Consider the following 25,075-nt stretch of genomic DNA (forward strand, 5'->3'; position numbering starts at 1 on the left):
CGCGCGGCTTTGTGTCTGTTTCCGAAGGGCGAAGCTCAGGCTTCGTCTTCTTCCGCGGCGGCTTCGGTCGGGCCTTCCTCGTCGGAGGCGGCGCCGCCGATATCGTCAAACAGCTCCGCGATCTCGAAATCGGCTTCGGCCTCGGCTTCGGCGGCAAGCTCCTGAATGGACTTGCCGGAGGCCTGAAGCTCGGCTTCTTCCGGGGAACGGGCGACATTCAGGTGAATCGTCACCTCGACCTCGGGGTGCAGGCGCACGGAAACGTCATGGATGCCCAGATCCTTGATCGGCGTGATCAGAACGATCTGCTTGCGGTCGACCGTGAAGCCTTCGGCGGTGGCCGCCTCGGCCGCATCGCGCGGCGTGACCGAACCGTAAAGCGCGCCGGAATCGGAGGCGGAGCGAATCACGATAAAGCTCTGCCCGTCCAGCTTTTCGGCCAGGGATTCCGCTTCGCGACGGGTTTCAAGGTTGCGCGCTTCAAGCTGGGCTTTCTGCGTCTCGAAGCTGGCGATGTTGCTTTCGCTGGCGCGCATGGCCTTGCCCTGCGGCAGCAGGAAGTTGCGCGCGTAGCCGTCCTTTACAGAGACGACCTCGCCCATCTGGCCAAGCTTGGCCACACGTTCCAGAAGGATGACTTGCATTGTGCTTTCTCCTTACTTCACAGCGTAGGGCAGCAGGGCGAGGAAGCGGGCGCGCTTGATGGCGCGGGCCAGTTCACGCTGCTTCTTGGCCGAAACCGCGGTGATGCGGGACGGGACGATCTTGCCGCGCTCAGAGATGTAGCGCTGCAGCAGGCGGGTGTCTTTGTAGTCGATCTTCGGCGCGTTGTCGCCCGAGAAGGGGCAGACCTTGCGGCGGCGGAAAAACGGTTTGTTAGCCATCGGTTATGTCCTTTTCCTGAAGCTTCTGATCAGCGGCGTTCGCGGCGTTCGCTGCGCTCGTCACGCTTTTGCATCTGCACGGACGGGCCTTCGGGATGTGCGTCGACCTTGATGGTCAGCACGCGCATCACATCGTCATGCAGGCGCATCAGGCGCTCCATTTCCTGTACCGCTGTCGCCGGGGCGTCGGTCTTCAGGAAGGCATAGTGGCCCTTGCGGTTCTTGTTGATCTTGTAGGCCATCGTCTTGACGCCCCAGTACTCGCTTTCAACGACGTTGCCGCCATTGTCGGAAAGGACGGAGGAGAAGTGTTCGACAAGGCCTTCGGCCTGCGTGTTGGACAGGTCCTGACGCGCAATAAAGACATGCTCGTAAAGCGGCATGTAAGCTCCAGTTCTTTTCTCGGGTGCATTTCATAGGGCGGTATAGAGCCTTCCGCATCCCGCCCACGAGAGACTGCACCGGTTTCGCATGATCTGCGGAAGGAAGCGCCCTTATACACAAGGGCCGGGGTGATGCAAGCGCCGCGCGGCCGGCCGCGGGGGGCAGGCGGCGGGGGCCATGCAACCTTGCCGCGAAAAGGTTCCGCGCATGTCCGATTCTGACCATGATTGGCGGGCAGCTTGCAGACAACCATGCCTGTGGAGAATGCGCCATGAACGCGCCAACCAGTTTGACGACCTTCGGCGTGACGAGTTCGGGTGCCGAGCACCTGTTGAGTATTGTGGACACCAAATGGGGTTTCATCATCCGGTCGGACACGCAGTTCGCCCGGCGTGCCGTCCTGATCGAGCGGGTGGCGGCGATGGCCGGGCTGGCGGTTCTGGCCGTGGCCTGCGGCAGCTGGTTCCTTCCCGAAGTCCCTTCCGCGGTGGATACCGGCCCGGCGGGACGCTTGATCTCGACGGTGGCGCTGGCCACGCCGGCGCTTGCGTTTCTATGGGTGTCCGAGCGCGGCCTGGCGCGGGAGGCGCAGGTCGATATCGTGAAGAGCAGGCTGCGACTGACCCTGTGCAACCGCCGCGGCAAGAGCCGTGCCTATCGCATCATCCCCTTCGACAAGATCGCCAGCGCCTATGTCAAACCCGGCAACGACCGGGGGGATGCGTCACAGCTTTTCGTGCGCCACGCTGATACCAACGAGGTCGTGCATGTGGCCAGCGGGCGCGAGACGACCCTGCGCAGGCTGCACGAACGCCTTTCGCGCGAGCTGCGTCCGGTGCAGACCCAGCTTCAGGGCTGGGAACGCGTGGGCCGCAAGCTGCAACCTTCGATGCCCTGAACCCGCGCCCGCCGCTGGATTATCGCGTCCCGTGCGGGTAAGAGCCTGCCATGTGAACAGGAGGCGGGCGATGTTCCGGGGGCTGCTTTCTCGAAAACCGGTCACCAAGCTGGCCCTGACACCGCCCGACCCACAGCCGGGGCGGGCGGGGATCGCGCTTGTTCTGATCGTCCGCAACGAGGCGCGGCATATCGGCGAATGGGCCGCGTTTCACCTACAGGCCGGCGTGGCGCATGTTGTCGTCTATGACAATGGCTGCACCGATGGCACCATCGGCGTGCTGCGCGATGTGTTGGGTGACAGGCTGACGGTGATGCCCTGGAACCAGAAGCTGCGCGATGCGGTGACGGGGCGCGAGCTGCACAATCAGGTGCTGGCCTATGCCCATGCGATCCGCAATTTCGGCGGCCGGTTCCGCTGGATGGCCTGTATCGACGCCGACGAGTTTCTGGTGCCAAAGCAGGCGGCAGACCTTCCCGCCGCGCTTGTCCCGCTGGAGGGCTGCGCGTCGATCTCTCTGCCGTGGCATAATTTCGGGCGCAACGGCCATGTCGCGCCGCCTGACGGCGGGGTTTTGCGGAACTATACCCGCCGCGCCGCCGACCCGATGAGCGGTGCGCGCGGGGTGACGAATTTCAAGGTGATCGTGGACCCGGCGCATGTAACGGCGGTAAAGGTTCACAGCTATGAGGTGGATGGCCGGGCCGTCACCTGGAATGACCGGGGGGCACGGTTTGCCCTGAAAGACCGGGCGGGCCGCGCGTTTTATTCGGCCGACCATATCCAGCTCAACCACTATTACACCCGGTCGGAACAGGAACTTGCGGCGAAGATCGCGCGCGGATCGAACCAGAGCGTCGAGGCCGCGCGCCATGCCGCCCGCGTCCGGCGCAATGTGGCAAATATCGAGGCCGAGGAGGTCGAGGACCGCTGCGCGCTTGATTTTCTGGCGCGCGCAGGGGCGGAAACGGGCGGTCATCGCTGACCGTGCCAAGGGCCCAGGTCGCGGCCGCGCGGGCCGGAACACCCGGAAACATTCGCGTTTCGGGGCCAATCACCGCAATTTCATCCGCATAGTTCGCGTTACCGGCATTGTTCCGGCATCAAAACGCCTCAATTTTTACTGAGAATTCCAACTCAAGTTGCTCTGAACGTTGGCGGATAGCGGGAAAGGACCCTCATGTACCGCGCGGCACGAACAGTTGGATTTCGGAAATTGAGGGCGTTCCTGCGCGCCGAGGGCGGTGCGGTGACAGCCGAGTACGCGATACTTGCGGCAACGGCGGTTTCGCTCGGGTTTGCGGTGGTCAGTACCGTGGAGGTCGGGGTTGGGGATCTTTCAGGCTCCACCTCAGATGTTCTGAGTTCGATCGAAGTGTCGGCCTATGGCACGTCAACGGGACCCACTGGCGGAGATGGAAGCAGTGACAGCGGCGGCGGCGGTGGTTCGGGTGGGGGTGGCGACAGCGGCGGCGGTGACAATGGCGACGACGGCGGCGACAGTGGCGACGACGGCAGTAGCGGTGATACCGGCGGCGGTGACGGCGGCTCTGGCGGTGACACCGGCGGTGGAAGCGGTGCGGGCGGCGATGGTGGCGGCTCTGGCGGCGGGGATGGCGATGGTGGCGGCTCGGGCGATGGTGATGGCGACAGCGGCGGCTCCGGTGGCGGCGACAACGGCGGCTCCGGTGGCGGCGACAACGGCGAAAACGGGTCGCAGGGCAACAACGGCAAATCCGACAACAACAAGAACAAGGACAAGTCGGACAAGGATGACACGTCTGATCTGGGCAACCCGGGAAATGACAAGGATGTCGGCAAGGCGGGCGAGGATCCCAGCGGAAAGGGCGGTTGAGGCGGCCTGATCGGCCATCGCCGCGAAACGCCCCTTACGACAAGTCAATTGCACATAGGCTGGGCTCGGGGTATCTCCCTGCGAAATGATCCGAGGGGAGGGTAGCATGACCCGTGCATTCGTATTTCCGGGCCAGGGGGCGCAGACCATAGGCATGGGCAAGGCCCTGGCCGAGGCCTATCCGGCCGCGCAGGCGGTCTTCGACGAGGTTGACGAGGCCCTGGGCGAAAAGCTCAGTGCGCTGATCTGGGAGGGCACGCAGGAAGACCTGACGCTCACCCGGAACGCGCAGCCGGCGCTGATGGCCACCTCGCTTGCCGCGATGCGCGCGCTCGAGGCCGAGGGCGTGACGGTCGAGGCAGCAGCCTTTGTCGCCGGCCACTCGCTGGGCGAATATTCCGCTCTCGCCGCGGCGGGCGCGATTTCGGTGGCCGACACGGCGCGCCTGCTGCGGATACGCGGCGCGGCCATGCAAGAAGCCGTGGCAGTGGGCGAAGGCGCGATGGCGGCCCTGCTGGGGCTGGATTTCGCCACGGTCGGCAAGCTGGCGCGGAAAGCGGCGCATGACACCGGCAAGGTGTGCCAGGCCGCCAATGACAACGATCCGGCGCAGGTGGTGATCTCGGGCCACGCCGCCGCGGTCCGCCACGCGGTGGAACTGGCGCAGGAGGCCGGGGCGAAACGGGCGGTGATGCTGCCGGTCTCGGCCCCGTTCCACTGCAAGCTGATGGCGCCGGCGGCCAGGGTGATGGCCGGGGCGCTGGACGATGTCGATATCGCGCAGCCGAAGGTGCGGCTGGTGGCGAATGTGCTCGCCCATGACGTGACCGAGCCCGAAACCATCCGTTCGCTTCTTGTAGATCAGGTGACGGATTCTGTCCGCTGGCGCGAATCGGTCAGCTGGATGGTGAAGCAGGGCGTGACCGAATTCTGGGAAATCGGCGCCGGCAAGGCGCTTTCGGGCATGATCCGCCGCATCGAGCGCTCGGCCACGACCCGCGCCATCGGCACGCCGGAGGATGTGAAGGCCGCGGCGCAAAGCATAGGTTGAGGGAAAAGCATGTTTGATCTGACTGGAAAGACCGCGCTGGTCACCGGCGCGTCCGGCGGCATTGGCGGCGCGATCGCGAAGGCGTTGCACGGGCAGGGCGCAACCGTGGGCCTGTCGGGCACGCGCGAGGCGCCGCTGGTCGCGCTGGCGGCGGAACTGGGCGCGCAGGCGCATGTGTTGCCCTGCAATCTGAGCGACGCCGCGGCGGTGAACGCCTTGCCGAAGCAGGCGGCGGAGGCGATGGGAAGCGTAGATATTCTGGTCAACAACGCCGGGATCACCCGCGACAACCTGTTCATGCGGATGAGCGACGAGGAATGGGATACCGTGCTCGAGATCAACCTGACCGCCGCGATGCGGCTGTGCCGGGGGGTGCTGCGCGGCATGATGAAGGCCCGTTGGGGGCGGATCGTGAATATCACCTCGATTGTCGGATCCACCGGCAATCCCGGTCAGGGCAACTACGCCGCCGCCAAGGCCGGCCTGGTGGGGATGTCCAAATCGCTGGCCACCGAGGTCGCCACCCGCGGCGTCACCGTCAACTGCGTGGCGCCCGGTTTCATCGAAACCGCGATGACCGAAAAGCTGAACGACGAACAGAAGGGCAATATCCTGGTGCAGGTGCCCGCCGGCCGCATGGGAACCCCCGCCGAGATCGGCGCGGCCGTGACCTATCTGTCCAGCCCCGAGGCGGCCTATGTCACCGGCGCCACGCTGCATGTGAACGGCGGTATGGCGATGCTTTGACGGGGCATTCGCGAAATGCCCGAAAGCGTTTGCCTTACGGGTGCGATATGCTATAGCGGCGCAGATTTCGCCGTCGGCGCCTGGCGCGCCTGGCACTGGGACGGTCCGATGGACCAAAAGCAAGAAACGGGCAACGGGCCCGCGAGCAATGAGGAATTGATATGAGCGACATCGCAGATCGCGTGAAAAAGATCGTTGTCGAACACCTGAGCGTGGAAGAAGACAAGGTCATCGAAAACGCGTCTTTCATCGACGACCTGGGCGCCGACAGCCTCGACACTGTCGAACTGGTCATGGCCTTCGAGGAAGAGTTCGGCATCGAGATCCCCGATGACGCCGCCGAGACCATCCAGACCTTCGGCGATGCGGTGAAGTTCATCACCGAAGCTTCCTGAGCGGCAGTTTCGCACACAGTCAATCGCGGCGTCCCGTTTCCGGGGCGCCGCTTTTGTTTTCACCCGCCTGCATCATCTTTCCGCAAATATCCCCGCCGGAGGCATGAAATCTCTTCACGGCGGTCCGGCAGATGGCTTCCGGCGGTTTTCGGCAAAAACGAACGGTGCCCGTGCATCCACTTGCTCCTTCTGCTGAAACCAAGGTATCAGGGGCGGCGGAAAGCCGAGGTCGGAGGAGCAGGATATGCGTCGAGTGGTGGTCACGGGGCTGGGGATGGTTTCCCCGCTTGCCTGCGGGGTAGAGGAAACCTGGAAGCGGCTCCTGGCCGGGCAGTCCGGTGCCGGGCCGATCACGCGTTTCGATGCCTCCAACGTGCTGACGAACTATGCCTGCGAAATCCCGCTGGGCGACGGCTCCAATGGCACTTTCAACCCCGACGACTGGATGGCGCCGAAAGACCGGCGCAAGGTCGATGATTTCATCCTCTACGGCATGGCTGCCGCCGAACAGGCGGTCAGGGATGCGGGCTGGATGCCCGAGGATGCCCAAAGCCGCGAGCGTACCGGCGTGATGATCGGCTCGGGCATCGGCGGGCTGTCGTCGATCGCCGAGACGGCGGTGCTGATCAAGGAGCGGGGCCCGCGGCGCGTGTCGCCCTTTTTCATTCCCGGCGCGCTGATCAATCTGATTTCCGGTCAGGTTTCGATCCGCTTCGGTTTCAAGGGGCCAAACCACGCCGTGGTGACGGCCTGTTCGACCGGCGCGCATGCCATCGGCGACGCGGCACGGCTGATCCAGTGGGATGATGCCGATGTGATGGTGGCCGGGGGCGCGGAAAGCCCGATTTCCGAGATCGGGATCGCCGGGTTCAACGCCTGCAAGGCGCTGTCGACCAAGCGCGGGGACGATCCGACCCGGGCCAGCCGCCCCTATGACGCCGATCGCGACGGCTTTGTGATGGGCGAAGGGGCCGGCGTTGTCGTGCTCGAGGAATATGAGCACGCCAAGGCGCGGGGCGCCCGGATCTACGCCGAGATTCTGGGCTATGGCCTGTCGGGCGATGCCTATCACATCACCGCCCCGAGCGAGGATGGCGAGGGCGGTGAGCGGTCGATGCGCGCGGCGCTGAAGCGCGCGGGGCTGGCGCCGGGGGATGTGGATTACATCAACGCCCATGGCACCTCGACCATGGCCGACACGATCGAACTGGGCGCGGTGGAACGGTTGATGGGCAATGCCGCGGCCAAGGCCACGATGTCGTCCACCAAATCCTCGATCGGGCATCTGCTGGGGGCCGCGGGCGCGGTCGAGGCGATATTCTCGATCCTGGCGATCCGCGATCAGGTGGCGCCGCCGACGATCAACCTGGACAATCCGGATGTCGAGCCGAAGCTGAACCTGGCCGCGCACGAGGCGCAGCCGCGCGAGATCAGTGTGGCGCTCAGCAATTCCTTCGGGTTCGGCGGCACCAACGCGTCGCTCGTGCTCGGCAAGGTCTGAACCATGTGGCGCAACCTGGCCTCGAACGCGCTGACGCTGTTCATCGCGCTGCTGCTTCTCGCCGGTGGTCTGGTGATCTGGGGCAAGGGGCAATACACCGGCCCCGGTCCGCTGGAAGAGGCGATCTGCCTGCGCGTCGAAAGCGGATCGAACATGCGCCGCGTGTCCGAGGATCTGGCGGCGCAGGGCGCGATTTCCAGCGCCGCGATCTTTCGCGCGGGTGCCGATTACTCCGACAAGGCCGATCAGCTGAAGGCCGGCAGCTTTCTGGTACAGCCGTATGCGCCGATGGCCGATATCGTGGATCAGATCACCCGTGGGGGCCGCTCCACCTGCGGCACCGAGGTGAATTTCCGCATCGGCATTCTGAGCGCCGAGATGCAGGTGCGCGAGCTGGACCCGGCCACCAACCGCTATGTCGAGATCGTGGCCTTCGACCCCGGCGAGGGTGAGGTTCCGGCGGAATATACCGAGATCACCGGCCAGCCCGATGTGCGCTATCGCGTGACCCTGGCCGAGGGTGTGACCAGCTGGCAGGTGGTCGAGGAGCTGAAACAGGCGGAGTTTCTGAGCGGAGAGGTGGCCGCGCTGCCGGCCGAGGGCGCTTTGGCGCCCGACAGCTATGAGGTTGCCCGCGGGCTGGAGCGTGCGGTGCTGATCGGCCGCATGGAAGAGAGCCAGGCACAGATACTGGCCGAGCTGTGGCAGGCGCGCGCCGAGGGGCTGCCGTTTGACACGCCGGAAGAAGCGATGGTTCTGGCCTCTATCGTCGAGAAAGAAACGGGCGTGCCCGAGGAGCGCCGGCAGGTGGCGAGTGTTTTCGTCAACCGCCTGGAGCGCGGGATCAGGCTGCAGACGGATCCGACGGTGATCTATGGGGTGACGAACGGGCAGGGCGCGCTGGGGCGCGGTTTGCGGCAGAGCGAGCTGCGTCGCGAGACGCCCTATAACACCTATGTCATCGACGGGCTGCCGCCCACGCCCATCGCCAACCCGGGCCGCGCGTCGATCGAGGCGGCGCTGAACCCCGATGCGACGGATTATCTTTATTTCGTGGCGGATGGCACCGGCGGGCATGCCTTTGCCGAAACGCTGGCCGAGCACAACGAGAATGTCGCGCGCTGGCGGGCGATCGAGGCGGAGCGGGCCAAGCAGTAGGGCGGCGCCGGCTGTTTTCGATTGCGGCCCTGCGGGCCATTGCCTTTACCGCGCACCCTGGCGGGTGCGCGGGTTTGCCTCCGGCGGGGATATTTCTTGGAAAGATGAAGGCCTGAGCCGGGCTTTTGGTGGTTTCCGTTCGTTAACTTATTGTTAACAATAAACTTCTTGACTTTCCGAACGCTCCGAAGTATACCTTTGGGCAAGCTGGAAGAAGTGGGCAAGCGGCACGGGGGCAACCCCGGCGCCGCTTTTTCATTTCGCTCGTGCGGAGCGGCATGAGAGGCAGGCGCAGATCATATGACTTTGATTACTCCAATCGGGGTGGACGCGGCTCAGGCGGTGCTTGAGGCGGCGGAGCAGCATTACGAGCGTACGGTACAGGCGCTCAACGAGATCATCGAGGATGTGACCGCGGGCCGTTCGGCCCGTGCGAAAGAGCTGAAGGGGGCGCTGAGCGATCTTGGCCGCGCCGCCCAGACGGCGTTTGACGAAAGGTCCAGAGTTGCGAAACGCATCAGATCAGAAGCGGGCGTTGCCCATGACTATGCCCTCGACTTCGCCAGCGCGCGAGATGAGATCGGGCGCAGACTGGCTTGCCTGCGCGACGCCGCCGGAACAGGATGCGTTCCTGAACGGGCTGAGTGAGGGGGCGTTGCTGGCGCTGCCCTATCTGTTCGAGTTCTGGGCGCTGCCGCATCAGCTGCCACCCGAAGGGGAATGGCGGACCTGGGTGATCCTGGGCGGGCGCGGCGCGGGCAAGACCCGCGCCGGGGCCGAATGGGTGCGCGCCGAGGTAGAGGGCTCGCGGCCGCTGGATATCGGCCGCTCGCGGCGGGTGGCGCTGGTGGGCGAAACCATCGAGCAGGTGCGCGAGGTGATGGTGTTCGGCGAGAGCGGCATCCTGGCCTGTTCGCCCCCCGACAGGCGGCCCAAATGGGAGGCCACACGCAAGCGGCTGGTCTGGCCCAACGGTGCCGTCGCGCAGGTGTTTTCGGCGCATGAGCCCGAAAGCCTGCGCGGCCCGCAATTCGACGCGGCCTGGGTGGACGAGCTTGCCAAGTGGAAGAGGGCCGAAGAGGCCTGGGACATGTTGCAGTTCGGGTTGCGGCTTGGCCCCGCGCCGCGTCAATGTGTGACGACGACGCCGAGGAACGTGCCGGTGCTGAAGACCATACTGGCCAACCCATCGACAGTGCGGACCCATGCGCCGACCGAGGCGAACCGCGCCTACCTGGCCGCGTCTTTCCTGGATGAGGTGCGCAGCCGCTATGCCGGGTCGCGGCTGGGCCGGCAGGAACTGGACGGGGTGTTGCTGGAGGATGCGGAGGGCGCACTCTGGAACTCGGCCGGGCTGGAGGCGACGCGGCTGGACAAGGCGCCGCCGCTGGACCGGATCGTGGTGGCGATCGATCCGCCGGTGACGGGCACGAACGCCTCGGACGAATGCGGCATTCTGGTGGTGGGCGCGCGGGTGCAGGGCACCCCGCAGGACTGGCGCGCGGTGGTCCTGGAAGATGCCAGCGTCGCCGCCGCATCGCCCACCACCTGGGCCGAGGCGGCGATTGCCGCGATGGAGCGCCACGGCGCGGAGCGGCTGGTGGCAGAGGTCAATCAGGGGGGCGATATGGTCGAAAGCGTGATCCGCCAGATCGACCCGCTGGTGCCGTTTCGGGCGGTCCGGGCCGCGAAGGGCAAGGTCGCGCGGGCGGAACCCGTCGCCGCGCTTTACGAGCAGGGACGGGTGGCGCATCTGCGCGGGCTTGGCGCGCTCGAGGATCAGATGTGCCGGATGACCGCCCAGGGCTATCAGGGCAAGGGGAGCCCGGACCGGGTGGATGCCCTTGTCTGGGCGCTGCATGAGCTGATGATCGAACCGGCGGCACGCTGGCGCAGACCACGGGTGCGCGGGCTTTAGCCTGCCGCTTCATCTTTCCCCAAATATCCCCGCCGGAGGCAAGAAAGTTTTCTGCCGAACCGCCCGTGGCGCAGCGCGCCCCGATGAGCGGCGGGAGTTTCGTGCTGCCCGATGGCGGCGAACCGGACGACTGAGGAGCTTCACATGGTATTCAACATGTTTCGGCGCGCAGAACCTGCGGCGCCTGAGAAAAAGGCGAGCGCCAGCGGCAAGGTGGTGGCCTGGCACGGGGCGGGCCGGGTGGCGTGGAGCCCGCGCGATACGGTGTCGCTGACCAAGGCGGGGTTTGCGGGCAATCCGGTGGGGTTCCGCTCGGTCAAGCTGATCGCCGAGGCGGCGGCGGCGCTGCCGCTGGTGCTGCAGGACCGCGAGCGGCGCTATGACGTGCATCCGGTGCTCGATCTGGTGCGGCGCCCGAATGCGGCGCAGGGCCGGGCGGAGCTGTTCGAGGCGCTGTTCGGGCAGTTGCTGCTGTCGGGTAACGGCTATCTGGAGGCGGTAGGCGGCGACAGTGGCGTGCCGCTGGAGCTGCATGTGCTGCGTTCGGACCGGATGAGCCTGATCCCCGGCGCGGATGGCTGGCCCGTCGCCTATGACTATGCGGTGGGCGGGCGCAAGCATCGGTTCGACATGACGGGCGCGCTTCCGCCGCTGTGCCACATCAAGAGCTTCCATCCGCAGGATGATCATTACGGCCTGTCGCCGATGCAGGCGGCGGCGACGGCGCTCGATGTGCATAACGCCGCCAGCCGCTGGTCCAAGGCGCTGCTGGACAATGCGGCGCGGCCCTCCGGCGCGATCATCTATCGCGGGGCCGACGGGCAGGCGAGCCTGACCGAAGAGCAATATGCGCGGCTTCAGGATGAAATGCTTTCCTATCATCAGGGCGCGGCGAATGCCGGGCGCCCGATGCTGCTGGAGGGCGGGCTGGACTGGAAGCCCATGGGATTCAGCCCTTCGGACATGGAGTTCCAGAAAACCAAGGAAGCCGCGGCGCGCGAGATCGCGGTGGCCTTCGGGGTGCCGCCGATGCTTCTGGGGATACCGGGCGACGCGACCTACGCGAATTATCAGGAGGCCAACCGCGCATTTTACCGGCTGACGGTGGTGCCTCTGGCCACGCGGGTGGCGGCGGCGGTTTCGGATTTCCTGGCGCGGTTCGCCGGCGAGGCGGTGGAGCTGCGGCCCGACCTGGATCAGGTGCCGGCGCTGGCCGCCGAGCGGGACGGGCAGTGGCGCCGGGTCAGCGAGGCGACGTTCCTGACCGATGCGGAAAAGCGCGCGCTGCTCGGGTTGCCGAAGCTGGCGGAGGAGGAATGAGCGCGGCGGCGGAGCGGAGCGGCTCGAAGTTTCTTTACGCTCCGTTCGAGGTCGCCAATGCCCGGATCGACGCGAACGAACGCGTGGCCGAGGAACGCTGGGCAGCGCTGGAATACCGGCTGGGCCGTATCGAGGCCAGCCAGGAGCGGGTCGAGAAGCGGCTGTGGCTGGCGGTATACGGCGTGGTCGCCGTGATTTTGGCGCAGGGCGTGACATCGCTTTTGACGGTGGCGCCGTGAAAGGGGAATTGCCGATGACGGAAAACGGGATGGGGCTGGAACACAAGTTCTGCCGGGCGGACAGCGTGCTGACGGTAACGGACGGCACGCGGATCGAGGGCTATGCCAGCCTGTTCGGGAAGGTTGATCAGGGCGGCGACGTGGTGCAGGCCGGGGCCTATGCCCGCTCACTCAAGGCGCTGGAGGCGGCGGGGCGGCGGGTGAAGATGCTGTGGCAGCACGACCCGGCGCAGCCGATCGGCATCTGGGACGAGCTGCGCGAGGATGCGCAGGGTCTCTATGTCAGGGGGCGTTTGCTGAGCGATGTGGCCAAGGGCCGCGAGGCGGCGGCGCTGATCGAGGCGGGGGCGATTGACGGGTTGTCGATCGGATACCGCACCAAGCGGGCCGAAAAGGATGCGGGCGGGCGGCGCCTGCTGGCGGAGGTGGAGCTTTGGGAAGTGTCGCTTGTGACTTTTCCGATGCTTCCCGATGCGCGGGTGGGCGCCAAGGCGGATGATCCCGCCGAGACGCTGCTGCGCGAAATGGCGGAGGCCTTCAACGGCGCCCGCCATGTGCTGACCGGCGATCGAGCCCGGTCCGAGACCAATCTCAGACAGGATTGAGACATGACCAAGACCGAGACCAAGTCGGGGGGGGCTGCGGCGCCCGTGGCCGAGGTGAAATCTGCACTGACCGGCTTCCTGAGTGATTTCAGGGACTTTCAGGCCGATGTGAAATTCAAGCTTCAACAACAGGAAGAGCGACTGACCATGCTGGATCGGAAATCCCTTATCACCGGGCGCCCCGCCCTTGCCACCAGCGCCGAGACCGGCGCGCCGCACAAGAAGGCCTTTGCCGCCTATCTGCGGTCGGGCGATGATGACGCGCTGCGCGGGCTGGAGGTGGAGGGCAAGGCGATGTCCACCGCCGTTGCCGGCGACGGCGGCTTTCTGGTGGACCCCGAGACCGCTGCGGCGATCAAGGGCGTGCTGAATTCCACCGCCTCGATCCGCTCCATCGCGCAGGTGGTGCAGGTGGAGGCCACGTCGTTTGACGTGCTGGTGGACCACACCGACATCGGGTCGGGCTGGGCCACGGAGACCGCGACGCAGTCCGAGACGAGCACGCCGCAGATCGACCGTGTGTCGATCCCGCTGCACGAGCTTTCGGCCATGCCCAAGGTCAGCCAGCGCCTGCTGGACGACAGCGCCTTCGACATCGAGGTCTGGCTGGCCGGGCGCATCGCCGACAAGTTCGCCCGCGCCGAGGCGGCGGCCTTTGTCAGCGGCGACGGCGTGGACAAGCCGAAGGGCATCCTGACCCATGCGACCGTGGATGACACGCTGTGGAGCTGGGGCAACCTTGGCTACATTCCCACCGGCACGGATGGCGATTTCGATGCGGTTTCGCCGTCGGATGCGATTCTCGATCTGGTCTATGCGCTGGGGGCGGAATACCGCGCCGGTGCGAGCTTTGTCATGAATTCCAAGACCACGGGCGTGGTGCGCAAGATGAAGGATGCCGATGGCCGCTTCCTGTGGTCGGACGGTCTGGCCGCCGGGGAACCGGCGCGACTGCTGGGCTATCCGGTGCTGGTGGCCGAGGATATGCCGGACATCGCGCCGGGCGCCTTTGCCATCGCCTTCGGCAATTTCCAGGCGGGCTACACCATTCCCGAGCGCAACGACCTGCGCGTGCTGCGCGATCCGTTCTCGGCCAAGCCGCATGTGCTGTTCTATGCCACCAAGCGGGTGGGTGGTGATGTCAGCGACTTTGCGGCGATCAAACTTCTGAAATTCGCGGTGTCGTAAGGCGCCGCGAACGGGCCACCCCTGCGGTTGCGGGGGTGGTTCAGGCGCGCGCCGGGGTTTTTTCGCGTTGTCCAGCTGCTCCCTCCGTCCGAGCAATGCGGGCGGCGCGCGCCATTTTCCTGATGTCCGGGGGACGATTTGGAGGTTTCCACATGATGTTGATCGAGCAGACCACAGTGCCCGCCGCGGCACTGCCGGTGAGCCAGTTCAGGGACCATTTGCGGCTGGGCACCGGGTTTGCCGACGACGGGTCGGCCGATGTGTTGCTGGAGGCGTTGCTGCGGGCTGCGATGGCGGCGGTGGAGGGGCGCACCGGAAAGGTGCTGTTGTCACGGGCCTTTGCCTGGACGCTGACCGCTTGGCGCGATACCGGCCGGCAGGCGCTGCCGGTGGCGCCGGTGGCGGTGATTTCGCAGGTCGGCATTTTCGACCGGCAGGATGCGATGATCGTGGCGGACCCGGCGAGCTATCGGCTGGAGAAGGACACGCACCGGCCGCGTATCGCCGCCGATGGTGCGTGCCTGCCGGTGATCCCGCTGGGCGGGCGCGTCGAGGTGCTGTTCGACGCCGGGTTCGGCGCGACATGGGATCTGGTGCCCGAGGATCTGGCGCAGGCGGTGATGCTGTTGGCCGCGCATTACTACGAGCATCGCTCGGAGGCGGCGTTTGGCGAGGGCGGGATGCCGTTCGGCGTGCTGGCCCTGCTGGAGCGTTGGCGCACGGTGCGGATACTGGGCGGGGGCGCCGCATGAAGGGGCTGCCGCAACTGAACCGGCGGCTGGTTCTGGAAGAGCCGCAGCGCGTGGGCGACGGCTCGGGGGGCTTTGCCGAAAGCTGGGTGGCGCTTGGCACGCTCTGGGCCGAGGTCCGGCCCGGGTCGGGGCGCGAGCGGGCGGGAGAGTTCGCCACGCTGTCGCGCGTGCCGTATCGCATCACGGTGCGCGGCGCGCCCGAGGGGGCAGCGTCGCGCCCGCGGCCGGAGCAGCGGTTTCGCGAAGGCGCACGGCTGTTTCGAATTCTTGCGGTGGCCGAGCGGGACGCCGCCGCGCAGTACCTGATCTGTTTCGCCGAAGAGGAGGTGGGCGCGTGAGCTATGGCGTTTCGGCCGCTTTGCAGGCGGCGGTGTATCAGCATCTATTGGCCGACACGGCCCTTGGCGCGCTGGTGGGCGGGGCGATCTATGACGCGGTGCCGCCGGGTGCGCTGCCCGTGACCTATGTCAGCCTCGGCCAGGAGGACGTGCGCGACCGGTCGGACAAGACCGGCAAGGGTGCGCTTCATATTTTCACCATCAGCGTGGTGAGCAGCGTCGCCGGGTTCGCCGGCGCCAAGGCGGTGGCCGCGGCGCTGTCGGATGCGCTGATCGACGCGCCGCTGACGCTGTCGCGCGGCGTGCTGGTGAGCCTGACGTTCGATCGGGCGCGGGCCCGGCGGGCCGGGGATGGCGACATGCGCCGCATCGACCTGACCTTCCGCGCCCGCGTGGATGACCAATAACCTTTTTTCGGAGTGACCATGATGACGGCCCAAAATGGCAAGGATCTTCTGATCAAGCTCGATCTGACCGGCGGTGGCAGTTTCACTACCATCGCGGGGCTGCGCGCCACGCGGATCAGTTTCAACGCCGAGCAGGTGGATGTGACCAGCCTGGAAAGCCAGGGCGGCTGGCGCGAGCTGCTGGGCGGCGCGGGGGTGAAATCGGCGGCGATTTCGGGGTCCGGCGTGTTCCGGGACGATGCGACGGATGAACGTGCGCGACAGATTTTCTTTGACGGCACGACCCCCGATTTTCAGGTGGTGGTCCCCGATTTCGGGATTGTCGAAGGGGCATTCCAGATCACCGCGATCGAATATGCCGGCAGCCACAACGGCGAGGCGACGTTCGAGCTTTCGCTGGCCTCGGCCGGCGCGCTGAGCTTCACGGCGATTTGATGGCGAACCCTTATGCGGGCGAGGTGGCGCTGGTGCTGGGTGGCCGCCGCCATGTGCTGAAACTGACGCTGGGGGCCCTGGCCGAACTGGAGGCGGCGCTGGAGGCCGAGACGCTGGTGGCACTGATCGAGCGGTTCGAGGGCGGGCGGTTCGCCACCCGCGATGTGCTGGCGCTGTTGCTGGCGGGGTTGCGCGGCGGCGGCTGGTCCGGAACGGCGGAGGATCTGGCTGGGGCGGAGGTCGGTGGCGGCCCTGTCGAGGCGGCGCGGGTGGCGGCGCTGCTGCTGGCGCGCGCCTTTACCGTGCCGGGGGCCGGCGATGGCGCGGTTTGACTGGCCGGGGCTGATGCGCGCGGGGCTGACGGGGCTGCGGTTGCGGCCTTCGGAGTTCTGGGCGCTGACGCCTGCCGAGCTGTTGCTGATGCTGGGGCATGGCAGCGGCACCGCCCCGATGGGGCGCGCGCGGCTGGACGAGCTGGCGCGCGCCTTTCCCGATAGTGAAAGAGAGGTCTGAGCGATGGCGGAACTGGATGGGCTCGAGGGGTTCGACGATCAGGTGTCGGGCCTTGGCGAAAGCCTGGGCAATGCCCGAGAGGTCGCGGCGGCCTTCGATGCAGAACTGGTGCGGATGCGCGAAAGCGTGACGCTGACCAACCGCGAGGTGGGCTCGCTCTCGCGGTCGATCGGGCGGGGGCTGCGCTCGGCCTTCGACGGGCTGGTGTTTGACGGGGACAAGCTGTCGGATGCGTTGAACCAGGTCAGCCGGTCGATCCTGAACACGGCCTATTCGGCGGCGGTGACCCCGGTGCAGAACCATGTGGGCGGGCTGATCGCGGGCGGGATCGAGGGGCTGGTGGCCGCTGCGGTGCCGTTTGCCAGGGGCGCGGGATTCACGCAGGGCCGGGTGATGCCCTTTGCCAATGGCGGCGTGGTATCGGGGCCCACGACCTTTCCGATGCGCGGTGGCACCGGCCTGATGGGCGAGGCGGGGCCGGAGGCGATCATGCCGCTGACGCGCGGCGCCGACGGCCGGCTGGGCGTGCGTGCCGATGGCGGCGGGCGGGCGGTGAACATCACGATGAATATCAGCACGCCGGATGTGCAGGGCTTTCAGCGCAGCCAGAGCCAGATCGCGGCCGAGTTGAGCCGCGCGCTGAGCCGCGGCCAGCGCAACAGCTGAGGAGGGGACATGAATTTCCACGAGGTACGGTTTCCCGCCAATCTGAGCTTCGGCTCGGTCGGCGGGCCCGAGCGGCGCACCGAAATCGTGACGCTGGCCAACGGGTTCGAAGAGCGCAACACACCATGGGAGCATGCGCGCCGGCGCTATGACGCGGGGGTGGGCATGCGCTCTTTGGATGATGTAGAGGTGTTGATCGCGTTTTTCGAGGCGCGGCGGGGGCAGCTTTTCGGCTTTCGCTGGAAGGACTGGTCGGATTTCAAATCCTGCTTGCCGCTGTCGGAGGCCGCGTTTGACGATCAGTTGATTGCCCATGGTGATGGCGCCACCAGGGTGTTTCAGCTGACCAAGACCTATGCCTCGGGGCAGGCGACCTATACCCGCCCGATCACCAAGCCGGTGCGGGGCACGGTGCGCGTCGGCGTCGACGGCGACCCGCTGGTGGAAAGTGTGCATTTCGAGGTGGACACGGCGACGGGTCTTGTGACCCTGACCGATGCGCCGGATATCGGGGCGGAGGTCACGGCGGGGTTTGAATTCGATGTGCCTGTGCGGTTTGACACCGATATCATCCAGACTTCGGTGGCCAGTTTTCGCGCGGGCGATGTGCCTCGCGTTCCGATTGTAGAGGTGCGGGTCTGATGCCGGTGTCGGACGCCATGCAGGCGCATCTGGACAGCGGCGCCACGACCCTGTGCCGCTGTTGGGCGATCACGCGCGCCGACGGGGTGGTGATGGGGTTTACCGATCATGACGCCGGGCTGAGTTTCGACGGGGTCGATTTCCACGCCCAGACCGGCATGACCGCGCGGGCACTGAGCCAGACGACGGGCCTGTCGGTCGACAATTCCGAGGCGGTGGGCGCGCTGACCGCCGCCGCCGTGACCGAGGCCGATATTCTGGCCGGGCGGTTTGATGGCGCGTCGATCCGCGCGTGGCTGGTGAATTGGGCGGCGCCGGCCGACCGCGTGATGCTGTTTTCCGGCGCGCTGGGAGAGATCACCCGCAAGGGCGGTGCCTTTCAGGCCGAGCTGCGCGGGTTGACCGAGCTTTTGAACCAGCCGCAGGGGCAGATGTACCAAAGGCCCTGTTCCGCCGTTCTGGGCGATGCGCGGTGCCGCTTCGATCTGGGCCAGCCGGGCTATTCGGTTGAGCTGCCGGTGGAGGAGGTTGCCGAGGCGCGGGTGTTCCGGTTCGCGGCGGTCAACGGCTTCGAGCCGCGCTGGTTCGAGGCCGGACGGTTGAAGGTGCTGGATGGCGCGGCGGCGGGGCTGATCGGTGTGATCAAGAACGACCGGTATGAGAATGGCACCCGTACCGTCGAGCTGTGGGAGGGTCTGCGCGCCGCCGTGGCGCCGGGTGACACGTTGCGGCTGGAGGCGGGGTGCGATCGACGGGCGGAGACCTGCAAGGTGAAATTCAGCAATTTCATAAACTTCCGCGGCTTTCCGCATATTCCGGGAGAGGACTGGGTGCTGAGTTATCCGGTGCGCGGGCGGCTGAACGATGGCGGGAGCCTGTCGGGATGAGCGGGATCGGTGGAGAGGCCGCCGCCGAGGCGCGGCGCTGGGTCGGCACGCCGTATCGGCATCAGGCATCGGTGCGCGGGGCCGGGGCGGATTGCCTGGGCCTGCTGCGCGGTGTCTGGCGGGCGCTGTACGGGCACGAACCCGAGTTGATACCCGCCTATACGCCCGACTGGGGCGAGGCCGGGGCCGACGAACGGCTGTGGCGTGCGTTGGCGCGGCACATGCCGGGCAAGCCGCTTGAACAGGCGGCGCCGGGTGATGTGATCTTGTTTCGAATGCGCGCGCGTGCGGTGGCCAAACATGTGGCACTGCAGGCGGGCGTTGGCGCGGATGCGAGCTTTGTTCATGCATACAGCGGGCACGGGGTTGTCGAAAGCCCGCAGTCGGGCCCCTGGACCCGCCGTATCGTGGCGCGTTTTGAATTTCCAGGCAGGAGAACCTGATGGCGACGATCATTCTGTCGGCGGCCGGTGCGGCCGTCGGATCTGCAATCGGTGGCTCGGTCCTTGGCCTGTCGGGGGTCGTGATCGGGCGGGCCGTCGGCGCGACGCTGGGCAATGTCATCGACCAGAAGCTTCTGGGCAGCGGTTCGGCGGTGGTGGAGGCCGGCAAGGTTGACCGGTTTCGCATCACCGGCGCCAGCGAGGGCGCGCCCGTCAAGCGCAGCTTCGGGCGCAACCGTCTGTCGGGGCAGGTGATCTGGTCGTCGCGGTTCCGCGAGCGCACGGCGACGTCCGGCGGCAGCAAGGGCGCGCCCGAGGTGACCGAGTTTTCCTATTCGGTCAGCCTGGCCATCGCGATCTGTGAGGGCGAAATCTCGCGCCTGGGTCGGATCTGGGCGGATGGGGTGGAGATTGCCCGCGACGATGTGAACATGCGCGTTTACACCGGCAGCGAGAGCCAGCTTGCCGATCCGAAGATGGAAGCGGTGGAGGGGGCCGGCGCGGTGCCGGCCTATCGCGGGCTGGCCTATGTGGTGTTCGAGGATCTCGCGCTGCAGCCCTATGGCAACCGGGTGCCACAGTTTTCGTTCGAAGTGGTGCGCCCGGTCGACAGTGACGATCCGGCCGCGAAGAATCTGGCACAGCTGGTTTCCGGCGTCGCGCTGATCCCCGGTACGGGCGAATATGCGCTGGCGACCACACCGGTGCATTACGGCGGCGGGCTTGGGGCCGGCGGTTCGGCCAATGTGAACAGCCCGTCGGGCAAGGCCGATTTTTCCACTTCGCTGGAGATGTTGACCGAAGAACTGCCTGGCTGCGGCTCCACGATGCTGGTGGTGAGCTGGTTCGGCGACGATCTGCGCTGCGGTGCGTGCACTCTGCGCCCGAAGGTGGAGCAGACCCAGACGGAGGGTGCGAATATGCCGTGGCAGGTGTCTTCGACCCTGCGCGCACAGGCGCAGGCGGTGCCGCAACAGGACGGGCGCGCGGTTTACGGCGGCACGCCGACGGACCAATCGGTATACGAGGCGATCGCGGCGCTGAAGGCAGCGGGCAAGGATGTGGTGTTTTACCCCTTCATCCTGATGGATCAGCTGACCGGGAACAGCCTGACCGACCCCTGGACCGGTGCGCAGGGTCAGCCCGTACTGCCCTGGCGTGGGCGGATCACCACATCGCTTGCGCCCGGCGTGGCGGGAACGCCCGATCAAAGCGCGGCGGCCGAAGCGGAGGTCGCGGCGTTTTTCGGAACGGCGGTACCGGGCGATTTCACGGCGCTGCCCGGCACCACCGTGGCCTATGGCGGGCCGGCCGAATGGTCTTATCGCAGATTCATTTTGCATTATGCGCATCTCTGCGCGGCGGCCGGGGGTGTTTCGGCCTTTTGCATCGGCTCAGAGATGCGCGGGCTGACCCAGATCCGCGGTGCGAACGGCTCGTTTCCCGCCGTGGAGGCGCTTGTGGCGCTGACCGCCGATGTGCGCGCGATCCTTGGGCCGAATGTGAAGATCACCTATGCCGCCGACTGGTCGGAATATTTCGGTTATCATCCGCAGGACGGATCGGGCGATGTGTATTTCCACCTCGATCCGCTTTGGGCCGCGCCGGAGATCGATGTCATTGGCATCGACAATTACATGCCGCTTTCCGACTGGCGTGACGGCGTGGACCATGCCGATGCGCATTGGGGCTCGATCTATGCGCTGGAGTATCTTCAGTCGAATATCGAGGGGGGCGAGGGGTATAGCTGGCACTATGCCTCGGATCAGGCGGCGGCGGTGCAGAACCGCAGCCCGATCACCGACGGGGCACATGGCGAAGACTGGGTGTTCCGGTTCAAGGACATTCGCAACTGGTGGCTGAACCCGCATCACGACAGGATCGGCGGGGTGCGGCAGGCCACGCCGACGGCCTGGGTGCCGCAATCCAAGCCGGTGTGGTTCACCGAATATGGTTGCGCGGCGGTCGACAAGGGTACCAATCAGCCGAACCGGTTCGTCGATCCGAAATCCTCGGAATCGGGCTTGCCGAACTATTCCACCGGGGTTCGGGACGAGATGATCCAGCAGCAGTATCTGCGGGCGGTCGGCGACTATTGGGGCGATGCCGCGCGCAACCCGGTTTCGGAGATCTACGGCGGGCCGATGATCGACATGTCGTATGCCCATGTCTGGGCCTGGGATGCGCGACCGTTTCCGCAGTTTCCGGGCAACAGAGCCCTTTGGAGCGATGGCGGGAATTATGCGCGGGGGCATTGGCTGAACGGGCGGGCGTCGTCTCAGGCGCTGGCGGCGGTGGTGCGCGAGATTTGCGGGCGCTCGGGCGTGGGGGCGGTGGATACCTCCGGGCTTTATGGCGTGGTGCGCGGGTATTCGCTGGACGAGATCAACGGGGCGCGGGCGGAGTTGCAGCCGCTGATGCTGGCCTATGGCTTTGACGCGGTGGAGCGCGAGGGCACGCTGACCTTCCGCAATCGGACCGGGCGCGTTCAGGCCGGCATCGCGCGGGAAACGCTGGCCGTGTCCGATGGGCGCGGCGGCGATTTCGAGGCCATCCGCGCGCCCGAGGCCGAGACTGCCGGGCGTGTGCGGCTGACCTTCGTGGAGGCGGATGCGGACTATGAGACCCGCTCGGCCGAGGCGATTTTCCCCGATGATGCCAGCATGGGCGTTTCGGTTTCGGGCTTGCCGCTGGTCCTGACCCAGGCCGAGGGGCGGGTGATCACCGAGCGGTGGCTGGCGGAATCACGCGTAGCGCGCGACAGGGCGCGGTTTGCGCTGCCGCCCTCGCGGTTGCCTCTGGGCGCGGGCGATGTGATCGGGATCGAGACCGGGGCCGGGGAGGCGCTGTACCGGATCGACCGGCTGGAGATGGCAGAGGCGCGGGTGATCGAGGCGGTTCGGGTGGAGCCGGATGTGTACACGCCATCCGACGCGGCGGAAGAGCGGGTGAGCCTGACGCCATTCGTGGCGCCGGTGCCGGTGTTTCCGCAGTTTCTGGACCTGCCGCTGCTGACCGGAGACGAGGTGGCGCATGCGCCGCACCTCGCAGTGACGGCGACGCCGTGGCCGGGCTCCGTGGCCGTGTACGGGGCGGCGCAGGATGACGGCTATGTGCTGAATATCAGCGTCAGCCAGCCGTCGGTGATCGGCGCGACCGAGACGGCGCTCTACGCGGCCGAGCCTGCGCGATGGGACAGAGGCCCGGCGCTTCGGGTTCGGGTTTATGGCGGCAGCTTGGCATCGGCGACCCCGGCGGAGGTTCTGAACGGGGCGAATGCGGCGGCGATCGGCGACGGATCATCGGGGAACTGGGAGGTGTTCCAGTTTGCCGAGGCCCTGCTTGTCGGGCCCGATACCTATGAGTTGCGGATGCGGCTGCGCGGGCAGGCGGGCAGCGACGGGCTGATGCCCGATGTGTGGCCCGTGGGCAGCCTGTTTGTGGCGCTGAACGGCGCGCCGCAGCAGATCGACCTTGCCCAGAACGCGCGCGCTCTGGCGCGGCACTACCGGATCGGGCCGGCGGGGCGGGCCCATGACGATCCATCCTACAGCCACGCGGTCGAGGCGTTCGACGGGGTCGGGCTGCGGCCCTATGCGCCATGCCACCTTCGGGCCAGGCGGACCGGTGCCGGAGACCTGGACCTGTCGTGGATACGCCGCACGAGGATCGACGGTGACAGCTGGATTTCGCCCGATGTGCCGCTGGGCGAGGCGCAGGAGCAATATCTGATCCGGGTGCGCGACAGCGGCGAGGCTGTTTTGCGGGAAGTGGCGGTTGCCGCCCCGAACTGGAGCTATGGCGCGGCGCAGCAGGCGGGCGACGGTGTGGCCGCGCCCTATTTCATCGATGTGGCGCAGGTTTCCGAACGTTTCGGCGCAGGGCTTTTCAAGAGGATCATAATCAATGGATGAGACGACGCAGATGCAGCTGCCGCTGGTTCAGGCGGCCCAGGCGCAGAAACATGTGACGGTGAACGAGGCGCTGATGCGGCTGGACGGTCTGGTGCAGCTTCGGTTGCAGAGCCTTGACCAGACGGTGCCGCCCGTGACGGCGGCCGAGGGGGATTGCCACGCCGTTGCCGCCAATGCGGTGAACGAATGGGCGGGGCACGATGGCGAGGTTGCGATTTTTGCCGGCGGTGGCTGGGTGTTTGCGATGCCGCGGGCGGGGTGGCGCGGCTGGGACATCGTCGGTGGTGCGGAGCTTGTGTTCGACGGGGCGGCTTGGGTTGGCGGCGTCGCCGCGATCTCGGCCAGCGGAGCGGCGATGCGGTTTCATGTGCTGGAGTTCGATCACGTGATTTCGGCGGGCGTCAGCAATACGACGGTGGAGCTGATCCCGTCGCATGCCATGGTGTTCGGGGTGACGGCGCGTGTGGTGTCGGACATCACCGGCACGCTCGCAAGCTGGCGGCTGGGCGCGGGCGGGGCGGACAACCGGTTTGGCAGCGGCCTGGGGTTGGGACAGGGGTCCTACGCTCAGGGAGTTCTGGGCGCGCCGCTGACCGGCTATGCGCCGCAGCCGCTGGAACTGACGGCGGAGGGTGGCGATTTCGCGGGGGGCACCGTGCGGCTGGCGGTGCATTATTGCGAGCTGACCCTGCCGAGCTGATGCGGCCGGTGCTGCATGGTGATGTGGTTGCGGCCGCGCGGGCGCTGTTGCCGCTGCCTGATTGCGCCCGCGCCGCCGCCCTGCGCGGGATGCTGGCCAGGGCGGCCGCGGCGGATGCCTATCGCAAACGGTTCGGCCGGGCGCATCGGGCGTGGGGCAATGGCTCACTGATGGCGGTGGCGCTGCCGCGTGTGCGGGGGGCGGAACCGTTTCTGGATGACGCGGAGTATTGCCGCTGTCTGGCGCTGGTGTTTGAGACGCTGGCCGCATGGCGGGCGGAGAACCGGGGGCGTGCGGCGTTGCGCGTCCGCGCCCGGCGCTGATCACAATTCCGCGCAAGGGAATGTTGAAATTGTCCCCGCCCCCCTATCTGTTGTAGGCTTCGCCTGAAACGAGAGGGAAGGCCATGGCCGAAACGCGCGCGAGAATTACCACCGTAGATCCGGTCTGGAACCGTCTGTGCCAGGAGGCGGAGGCCGCCATCAGGGATGAGCCGCTTCTGGGCGGGCTGGTGCATTCCAGCATCCTGCACCACAAATCACTGAAGGCGGCGCTGGCCTACCGGCTTTCGCTGAAGCTGTCGTCGGGCGAGATGTCGGACCAGATGCTGCGCGAGATCGCGGATGAGGCCTATGCCTCTGACCCGTCGCTTGCGGATGCCGCGCGGGCCGATGTGGTGGCGGTGTTCGAGCGTGACGCGGCCTGCCATCGCTATTTGCAGCCCTTGTTGTATTTCAAGGGGTTCCAGGCGGTGCAGGCCTATCGCGTGGGGCATTGGCTGTGGAAGGAGGGCCGGCATGATCTGGCCTATTTCATCCAGATGCGCGTGTCTGAATCATTTGGCGTGGATATTCACCCTGCGGCGCGGATCGGGCGCGGGATCATGATCGACCATGCCCATTCGGTGGTCATCGGCGAGACAGCGGTGGTGGGCGACAACGTATCGATGCTGCATTCAGTAACGCTGGGCGGGACCGGCAAGGAAGAGGAAGACCGCCACCCCAAGATCGGCGACGGTGTTCTGATCGGGGCCGGGGCAAAGGTGCTGGGCAATATCAGGGTTGGCAGCTGTTCGCGCATCGCGGCCGGTTCCGTGGTGCTGCACGACGTGCCGGAGGCGACGACCGTGGCCGGCGTGCCGGCGAAGATCGTGGGCAAGGCCGGGTGCGCCCAGCCGTCTGTGACGATGGATCAACTGCTTCCGGGAGGTGGGGACGCCTGACGGCGCCCCGCCG

General features: G+C 66.6%; 31 protein-coding genes. 28 read left to right on the forward strand and 3 right to left on the reverse strand.

What is annotated here, in order from left to right; genetic code table 11:
• Positions 1-35: 35 nt before the first annotated feature.
• From rplI to rpsF, 3 genes are read right to left on the reverse strand one after another with little or no spacing between them, the layout of a single operon-like run.
• Positions 36-644, reverse strand: coding sequence for a 50S ribosomal protein L9 (gene rplI / locus GGR17_RS09120; protein WP_054538728.1), 609 nt, complete (start codon positions 642-644; stop codon positions 36-38).
• Positions 645-656: 12 nt separating this feature from the next.
• Positions 657-884 carry a 30S ribosomal protein S18 gene (rpsR, locus tag GGR17_RS09125; protein WP_037205280.1) on the reverse strand — a complete coding sequence of 76 codons (228 nt, stop codon included), beginning with the start codon at positions 882-884 and terminating at the stop codon, positions 657-659.
• A 29-nt stretch (positions 885-913) separates the two neighbouring features.
• The gene (gene rpsF, locus GGR17_RS09130; protein WP_054538729.1) at positions 914-1,267 is read right to left on the reverse strand and encodes a 30S ribosomal protein S6; all 354 of its coding nucleotides are present in this window, start codon (positions 1,265-1,267) and stop codon (positions 914-916) included.
• 272 nt (positions 1,268-1,539) lie between these two features.
• On the opposite strand from rpsF, the gene GGR17_RS09135 reads away from it, so the two are divergent.
• From GGR17_RS09135 to cysE, 28 genes are all read left to right on the forward strand, one after another.
• Positions 1,540-2,166: a hypothetical protein gene (locus GGR17_RS09135; RefSeq protein ID WP_054538730.1), complete on the forward strand. Its 627-nt coding sequence runs from the start codon at positions 1,540-1,542 to the stop codon at positions 2,164-2,166.
• Between the two features lie 70 nt (positions 2,167-2,236).
• Positions 2,237-3,151 carry a glycosyltransferase family 2 protein gene (locus GGR17_RS09140; RefSeq protein WP_054538731.1) on the forward strand — a complete coding sequence of 305 codons (915 nt, stop codon included), beginning with the start codon at positions 2,237-2,239 and terminating at the stop codon, positions 3,149-3,151.
• A 231-nt stretch (positions 3,152-3,382) separates the two neighbouring features.
• Positions 3,383-4,021 (forward strand): hypothetical protein, encoded by a 639-nt coding sequence (locus tag GGR17_RS09145; protein ID WP_157445552.1) that lies wholly within the window; start codon positions 3,383-3,385, stop codon positions 4,019-4,021.
• A gap of 106 nt (positions 4,022-4,127) precedes the next feature.
• Positions 4,128-5,072, forward strand: coding sequence for an ACP S-malonyltransferase (gene fabD, locus GGR17_RS09150; protein ID WP_054538733.1), 945 nt, complete (start codon positions 4,128-4,130; stop codon positions 5,070-5,072).
• A gap of 9 nt (positions 5,073-5,081) precedes the next feature.
• Positions 5,082-5,819 carry a 3-oxoacyl-[acyl-carrier-protein] reductase gene (gene fabG / locus GGR17_RS09155; protein WP_054538734.1) on the forward strand — a complete coding sequence of 246 codons (738 nt, stop codon included), beginning with the start codon at positions 5,082-5,084 and terminating at the stop codon, positions 5,817-5,819.
• 161 nt (positions 5,820-5,980) lie between these two features.
• Complete coding sequence (locus GGR17_RS09160) at positions 5,981-6,214, forward strand: acyl carrier protein (RefSeq protein ID WP_037205293.1); 234 nt, start codon at positions 5,981-5,983, stop codon at positions 6,212-6,214.
• Between the two features lie 244 nt (positions 6,215-6,458).
• On the forward strand, positions 6,459-7,715 hold the full coding sequence (gene fabF / locus GGR17_RS09165) for a beta-ketoacyl-ACP synthase II (protein ID WP_054538735.1): 1,257 nt from the start codon (positions 6,459-6,461) through the stop codon (positions 7,713-7,715).
• A 3-nt stretch (positions 7,716-7,718) separates the two neighbouring features.
• Complete coding sequence (gene mltG / locus GGR17_RS09170) at positions 7,719-8,873, forward strand: endolytic transglycosylase MltG (RefSeq protein ID WP_054538736.1); 1,155 nt, start codon at positions 7,719-7,721, stop codon at positions 8,871-8,873.
• 300 nt (positions 8,874-9,173) lie between these two features.
• Positions 9,174-9,521: a hypothetical protein gene (locus GGR17_RS09175; protein WP_037205298.1), complete on the forward strand. Its 348-nt coding sequence runs from the start codon at positions 9,174-9,176 to the stop codon at positions 9,519-9,521.
• The gene (locus GGR17_RS09180) at positions 9,448-10,791 is read left to right on the forward strand and encodes a DNA-packaging protein (RefSeq protein WP_054538737.1); all 1,344 of its coding nucleotides are present in this window, start codon (positions 9,448-9,450) and stop codon (positions 10,789-10,791) included. Before GGR17_RS09175 ends, GGR17_RS09180 begins: the two co-directional genes overlap by 74 nt.
• Before the next feature lie 144 nt (positions 10,792-10,935).
• On the forward strand, positions 10,936-12,111 hold the full coding sequence (locus GGR17_RS09185) for a phage portal protein (RefSeq protein ID WP_054538738.1): 1,176 nt from the start codon (positions 10,936-10,938) through the stop codon (positions 12,109-12,111).
• Positions 12,108-12,350: a GTA head formation protein, RCAP_rcc01685 family gene (locus GGR17_RS09190; RefSeq protein WP_037205302.1), complete on the forward strand. Its 243-nt coding sequence runs from the start codon at positions 12,108-12,110 to the stop codon at positions 12,348-12,350. Before GGR17_RS09185 ends, GGR17_RS09190 begins: the two co-directional genes overlap by 4 nt.
• A gap of 29 nt (positions 12,351-12,379) precedes the next feature.
• Positions 12,380-12,955, forward strand: a complete 576-nt coding sequence (locus GGR17_RS09195; RefSeq protein WP_054540375.1) for an HK97 family phage prohead protease — start codon at positions 12,380-12,382, stop codon at positions 12,953-12,955.
• Between the two features lie 3 nt (positions 12,956-12,958).
• Complete coding sequence (locus tag GGR17_RS09200; RefSeq protein WP_054538739.1) at positions 12,959-14,143, forward strand: phage major capsid protein; 1,185 nt, start codon at positions 12,959-12,961, stop codon at positions 14,141-14,143.
• A gap of 152 nt (positions 14,144-14,295) precedes the next feature.
• Complete coding sequence (locus GGR17_RS09205; RefSeq protein WP_054538740.1) at positions 14,296-14,895, forward strand: head-tail connector protein; 600 nt, start codon at positions 14,296-14,298, stop codon at positions 14,893-14,895.
• Positions 14,892-15,233, forward strand: coding sequence for a head-tail adaptor protein (locus GGR17_RS09210; RefSeq protein ID WP_037205310.1), 342 nt, complete (start codon positions 14,892-14,894; stop codon positions 15,231-15,233). The genes GGR17_RS09205 and GGR17_RS09210 overlap by 4 nt, the downstream gene beginning before the upstream one ends.
• A complete protein-coding gene (locus tag GGR17_RS09215; protein ID WP_037205312.1) occupies positions 15,230-15,640 on the forward strand; it encodes a DUF3168 domain-containing protein in 411 nt (136 codons plus the stop codon). Before GGR17_RS09210 ends, GGR17_RS09215 begins: the two co-directional genes overlap by 4 nt.
• A 21-nt stretch (positions 15,641-15,661) precedes the next feature.
• Positions 15,662-16,075, forward strand: coding sequence for a phage major tail protein, TP901-1 family (locus GGR17_RS09220; protein ID WP_037205485.1), 414 nt, complete (start codon positions 15,662-15,664; stop codon positions 16,073-16,075).
• Complete coding sequence (locus tag GGR17_RS09225) at positions 16,075-16,407, forward strand: GTA-gp10 family protein (protein WP_037205315.1); 333 nt, start codon at positions 16,075-16,077, stop codon at positions 16,405-16,407. Before GGR17_RS09220 ends, GGR17_RS09225 begins: the two co-directional genes overlap by 1 nt.
• On the forward strand, positions 16,394-16,588 hold the full coding sequence (locus GGR17_RS09230) for a rcc01693 family protein (RefSeq protein ID WP_037205317.1): 195 nt from the start codon (positions 16,394-16,396) through the stop codon (positions 16,586-16,588). Before GGR17_RS09225 ends, GGR17_RS09230 begins: the two co-directional genes overlap by 14 nt.
• Before the next feature lie 3 nt (positions 16,589-16,591).
• The gene (locus GGR17_RS09235) at positions 16,592-17,254 is read left to right on the forward strand and encodes a phage tail tape measure protein (RefSeq protein WP_037205320.1); all 663 of its coding nucleotides are present in this window, start codon (positions 16,592-16,594) and stop codon (positions 17,252-17,254) included.
• Between the two features lie 9 nt (positions 17,255-17,263).
• Positions 17,264-17,896 carry a DUF2460 domain-containing protein gene (locus GGR17_RS09240; RefSeq protein ID WP_054538741.1) on the forward strand — a complete coding sequence of 211 codons (633 nt, stop codon included), beginning with the start codon at positions 17,264-17,266 and terminating at the stop codon, positions 17,894-17,896.
• The gene (locus tag GGR17_RS09245) at positions 17,896-18,783 is read left to right on the forward strand and encodes a DUF2163 domain-containing protein (protein WP_054538742.1); all 888 of its coding nucleotides are present in this window, start codon (positions 17,896-17,898) and stop codon (positions 18,781-18,783) included. The genes GGR17_RS09240 and GGR17_RS09245 overlap by 1 nt, the downstream gene beginning before the upstream one ends.
• Entirely contained in the window at positions 18,780-19,226 is a 447-nt protein-coding gene (locus GGR17_RS09250; RefSeq protein ID WP_054538743.1) for an NlpC/P60 family protein, read from the forward strand. Before GGR17_RS09245 ends, GGR17_RS09250 begins: the two co-directional genes overlap by 4 nt.
• Positions 19,226-23,140, forward strand: coding sequence for a baseplate multidomain protein megatron (locus GGR17_RS09255; protein WP_054538744.1), 3,915 nt, complete (start codon positions 19,226-19,228; stop codon positions 23,138-23,140). Before GGR17_RS09250 ends, GGR17_RS09255 begins: the two co-directional genes overlap by 1 nt.
• Positions 23,133-23,840: a DUF2793 domain-containing protein gene (locus GGR17_RS09260; RefSeq protein ID WP_054538745.1), complete on the forward strand. Its 708-nt coding sequence runs from the start codon at positions 23,133-23,135 to the stop codon at positions 23,838-23,840. Before GGR17_RS09255 ends, GGR17_RS09260 begins: the two co-directional genes overlap by 8 nt.
• On the forward strand, positions 23,816-24,163 hold the full coding sequence (locus GGR17_RS09265) for a DUF7742 family protein (RefSeq protein WP_235974470.1): 348 nt from the start codon (positions 23,816-23,818) through the stop codon (positions 24,161-24,163). Before GGR17_RS09260 ends, GGR17_RS09265 begins: the two co-directional genes overlap by 25 nt.
• Before the next feature lie 83 nt (positions 24,164-24,246).
• Positions 24,247-25,062: a serine O-acetyltransferase gene (gene cysE, locus GGR17_RS09270; RefSeq protein ID WP_054538747.1), complete on the forward strand. Its 816-nt coding sequence runs from the start codon at positions 24,247-24,249 to the stop codon at positions 25,060-25,062.
• Positions 25,063-25,075: the final 13 nt, after the last annotated feature.

This window comes from Actibacterium naphthalenivorans, assembly GCF_014196965.1.
Taxonomy (GTDB): Bacteria; Pseudomonadota; Alphaproteobacteria; order Rhodobacterales; family Rhodobacteraceae; genus Actibacterium_A; species Actibacterium_A naphthalenivorans.

What these genes read in the sequence shown, in the direction of transcription:
- rplI (WP_054538728.1), bottom strand. Translation starts at nt 644, where the DNA reads ATGCAAGTCATCCTTCTGGAACGTGTGGCCAAGCTTGGCCAGATGGGC.
- rpsR (WP_037205280.1), bottom strand. Translation starts at nt 884, where the DNA reads ATGGCTAACAAACCGTTTTTCCGCCGCCGCAAGGTCTGCCCCTTCTCG.
- rpsF (WP_054538729.1), bottom strand. Translation starts at nt 1,267, where the DNA reads ATGCCGCTTTACGAGCATGTCTTTATTGCGCGTCAGGACCTGTCCAAC.
- GGR17_RS09135 (WP_054538730.1), top strand. Translation starts at nt 1,540, where the DNA reads ATGAACGCGCCAACCAGTTTGACGACCTTCGGCGTGACGAGTTCGGGT.
- GGR17_RS09140 (WP_054538731.1), top strand. Translation starts at nt 2,237, where the DNA reads ATGTTCCGGGGGCTGCTTTCTCGAAAACCGGTCACCAAGCTGGCCCTG.
- fabD (WP_054538733.1), top strand. Translation starts at nt 4,128, where the DNA reads ATGACCCGTGCATTCGTATTTCCGGGCCAGGGGGCGCAGACCATAGGC.
- fabG (WP_054538734.1), top strand. Translation starts at nt 5,082, where the DNA reads ATGTTTGATCTGACTGGAAAGACCGCGCTGGTCACCGGCGCGTCCGGC.
- GGR17_RS09160 (WP_037205293.1), top strand. Translation starts at nt 5,981, where the DNA reads ATGAGCGACATCGCAGATCGCGTGAAAAAGATCGTTGTCGAACACCTG.
- fabF (WP_054538735.1), top strand. Translation starts at nt 6,459, where the DNA reads ATGCGTCGAGTGGTGGTCACGGGGCTGGGGATGGTTTCCCCGCTTGCC.
- mltG (WP_054538736.1), top strand. Translation starts at nt 7,719, where the DNA reads ATGTGGCGCAACCTGGCCTCGAACGCGCTGACGCTGTTCATCGCGCTG.
- GGR17_RS09175 (WP_037205298.1), top strand. Translation starts at nt 9,174, where the DNA reads ATGACTTTGATTACTCCAATCGGGGTGGACGCGGCTCAGGCGGTGCTT.
- GGR17_RS09180 (WP_054538737.1), top strand. Translation starts at nt 9,448, where the DNA reads ATGAGATCGGGCGCAGACTGGCTTGCCTGCGCGACGCCGCCGGAACAG.
- GGR17_RS09185 (WP_054538738.1), top strand. Translation starts at nt 10,936, where the DNA reads ATGGTATTCAACATGTTTCGGCGCGCAGAACCTGCGGCGCCTGAGAAA.
- GGR17_RS09190 (WP_037205302.1), top strand. Translation starts at nt 12,108, where the DNA reads ATGAGCGCGGCGGCGGAGCGGAGCGGCTCGAAGTTTCTTTACGCTCCG.
- GGR17_RS09195 (WP_054540375.1), top strand. Translation starts at nt 12,380, where the DNA reads ATGGGGCTGGAACACAAGTTCTGCCGGGCGGACAGCGTGCTGACGGTA.
- GGR17_RS09200 (WP_054538739.1), top strand. Translation starts at nt 12,959, where the DNA reads ATGACCAAGACCGAGACCAAGTCGGGGGGGGCTGCGGCGCCCGTGGCC.
- GGR17_RS09205 (WP_054538740.1), top strand. Translation starts at nt 14,296, where the DNA reads ATGATGTTGATCGAGCAGACCACAGTGCCCGCCGCGGCACTGCCGGTG.
- GGR17_RS09210 (WP_037205310.1), top strand. Translation starts at nt 14,892, where the DNA reads ATGAAGGGGCTGCCGCAACTGAACCGGCGGCTGGTTCTGGAAGAGCCG.
- GGR17_RS09220 (WP_037205485.1), top strand. Translation starts at nt 15,662, where the DNA reads ATGACGGCCCAAAATGGCAAGGATCTTCTGATCAAGCTCGATCTGACC.
- GGR17_RS09225 (WP_037205315.1), top strand. Translation starts at nt 16,075, where the DNA reads ATGGCGAACCCTTATGCGGGCGAGGTGGCGCTGGTGCTGGGTGGCCGC.
- GGR17_RS09230 (WP_037205317.1), top strand. Translation starts at nt 16,394, where the DNA reads ATGGCGCGGTTTGACTGGCCGGGGCTGATGCGCGCGGGGCTGACGGGG.
- GGR17_RS09235 (WP_037205320.1), top strand. Translation starts at nt 16,592, where the DNA reads ATGGCGGAACTGGATGGGCTCGAGGGGTTCGACGATCAGGTGTCGGGC.
- GGR17_RS09240 (WP_054538741.1), top strand. Translation starts at nt 17,264, where the DNA reads ATGAATTTCCACGAGGTACGGTTTCCCGCCAATCTGAGCTTCGGCTCG.
- GGR17_RS09245 (WP_054538742.1), top strand. Translation starts at nt 17,896, where the DNA reads ATGCCGGTGTCGGACGCCATGCAGGCGCATCTGGACAGCGGCGCCACG.
- GGR17_RS09250 (WP_054538743.1), top strand. Translation starts at nt 18,780, where the DNA reads ATGAGCGGGATCGGTGGAGAGGCCGCCGCCGAGGCGCGGCGCTGGGTC.
- GGR17_RS09255 (WP_054538744.1), top strand. Translation starts at nt 19,226, where the DNA reads ATGGCGACGATCATTCTGTCGGCGGCCGGTGCGGCCGTCGGATCTGCA.
- GGR17_RS09260 (WP_054538745.1), top strand. Translation starts at nt 23,133, where the DNA reads ATGGATGAGACGACGCAGATGCAGCTGCCGCTGGTTCAGGCGGCCCAG.
- cysE (WP_054538747.1), top strand. Translation starts at nt 24,247, where the DNA reads ATGGCCGAAACGCGCGCGAGAATTACCACCGTAGATCCGGTCTGGAAC.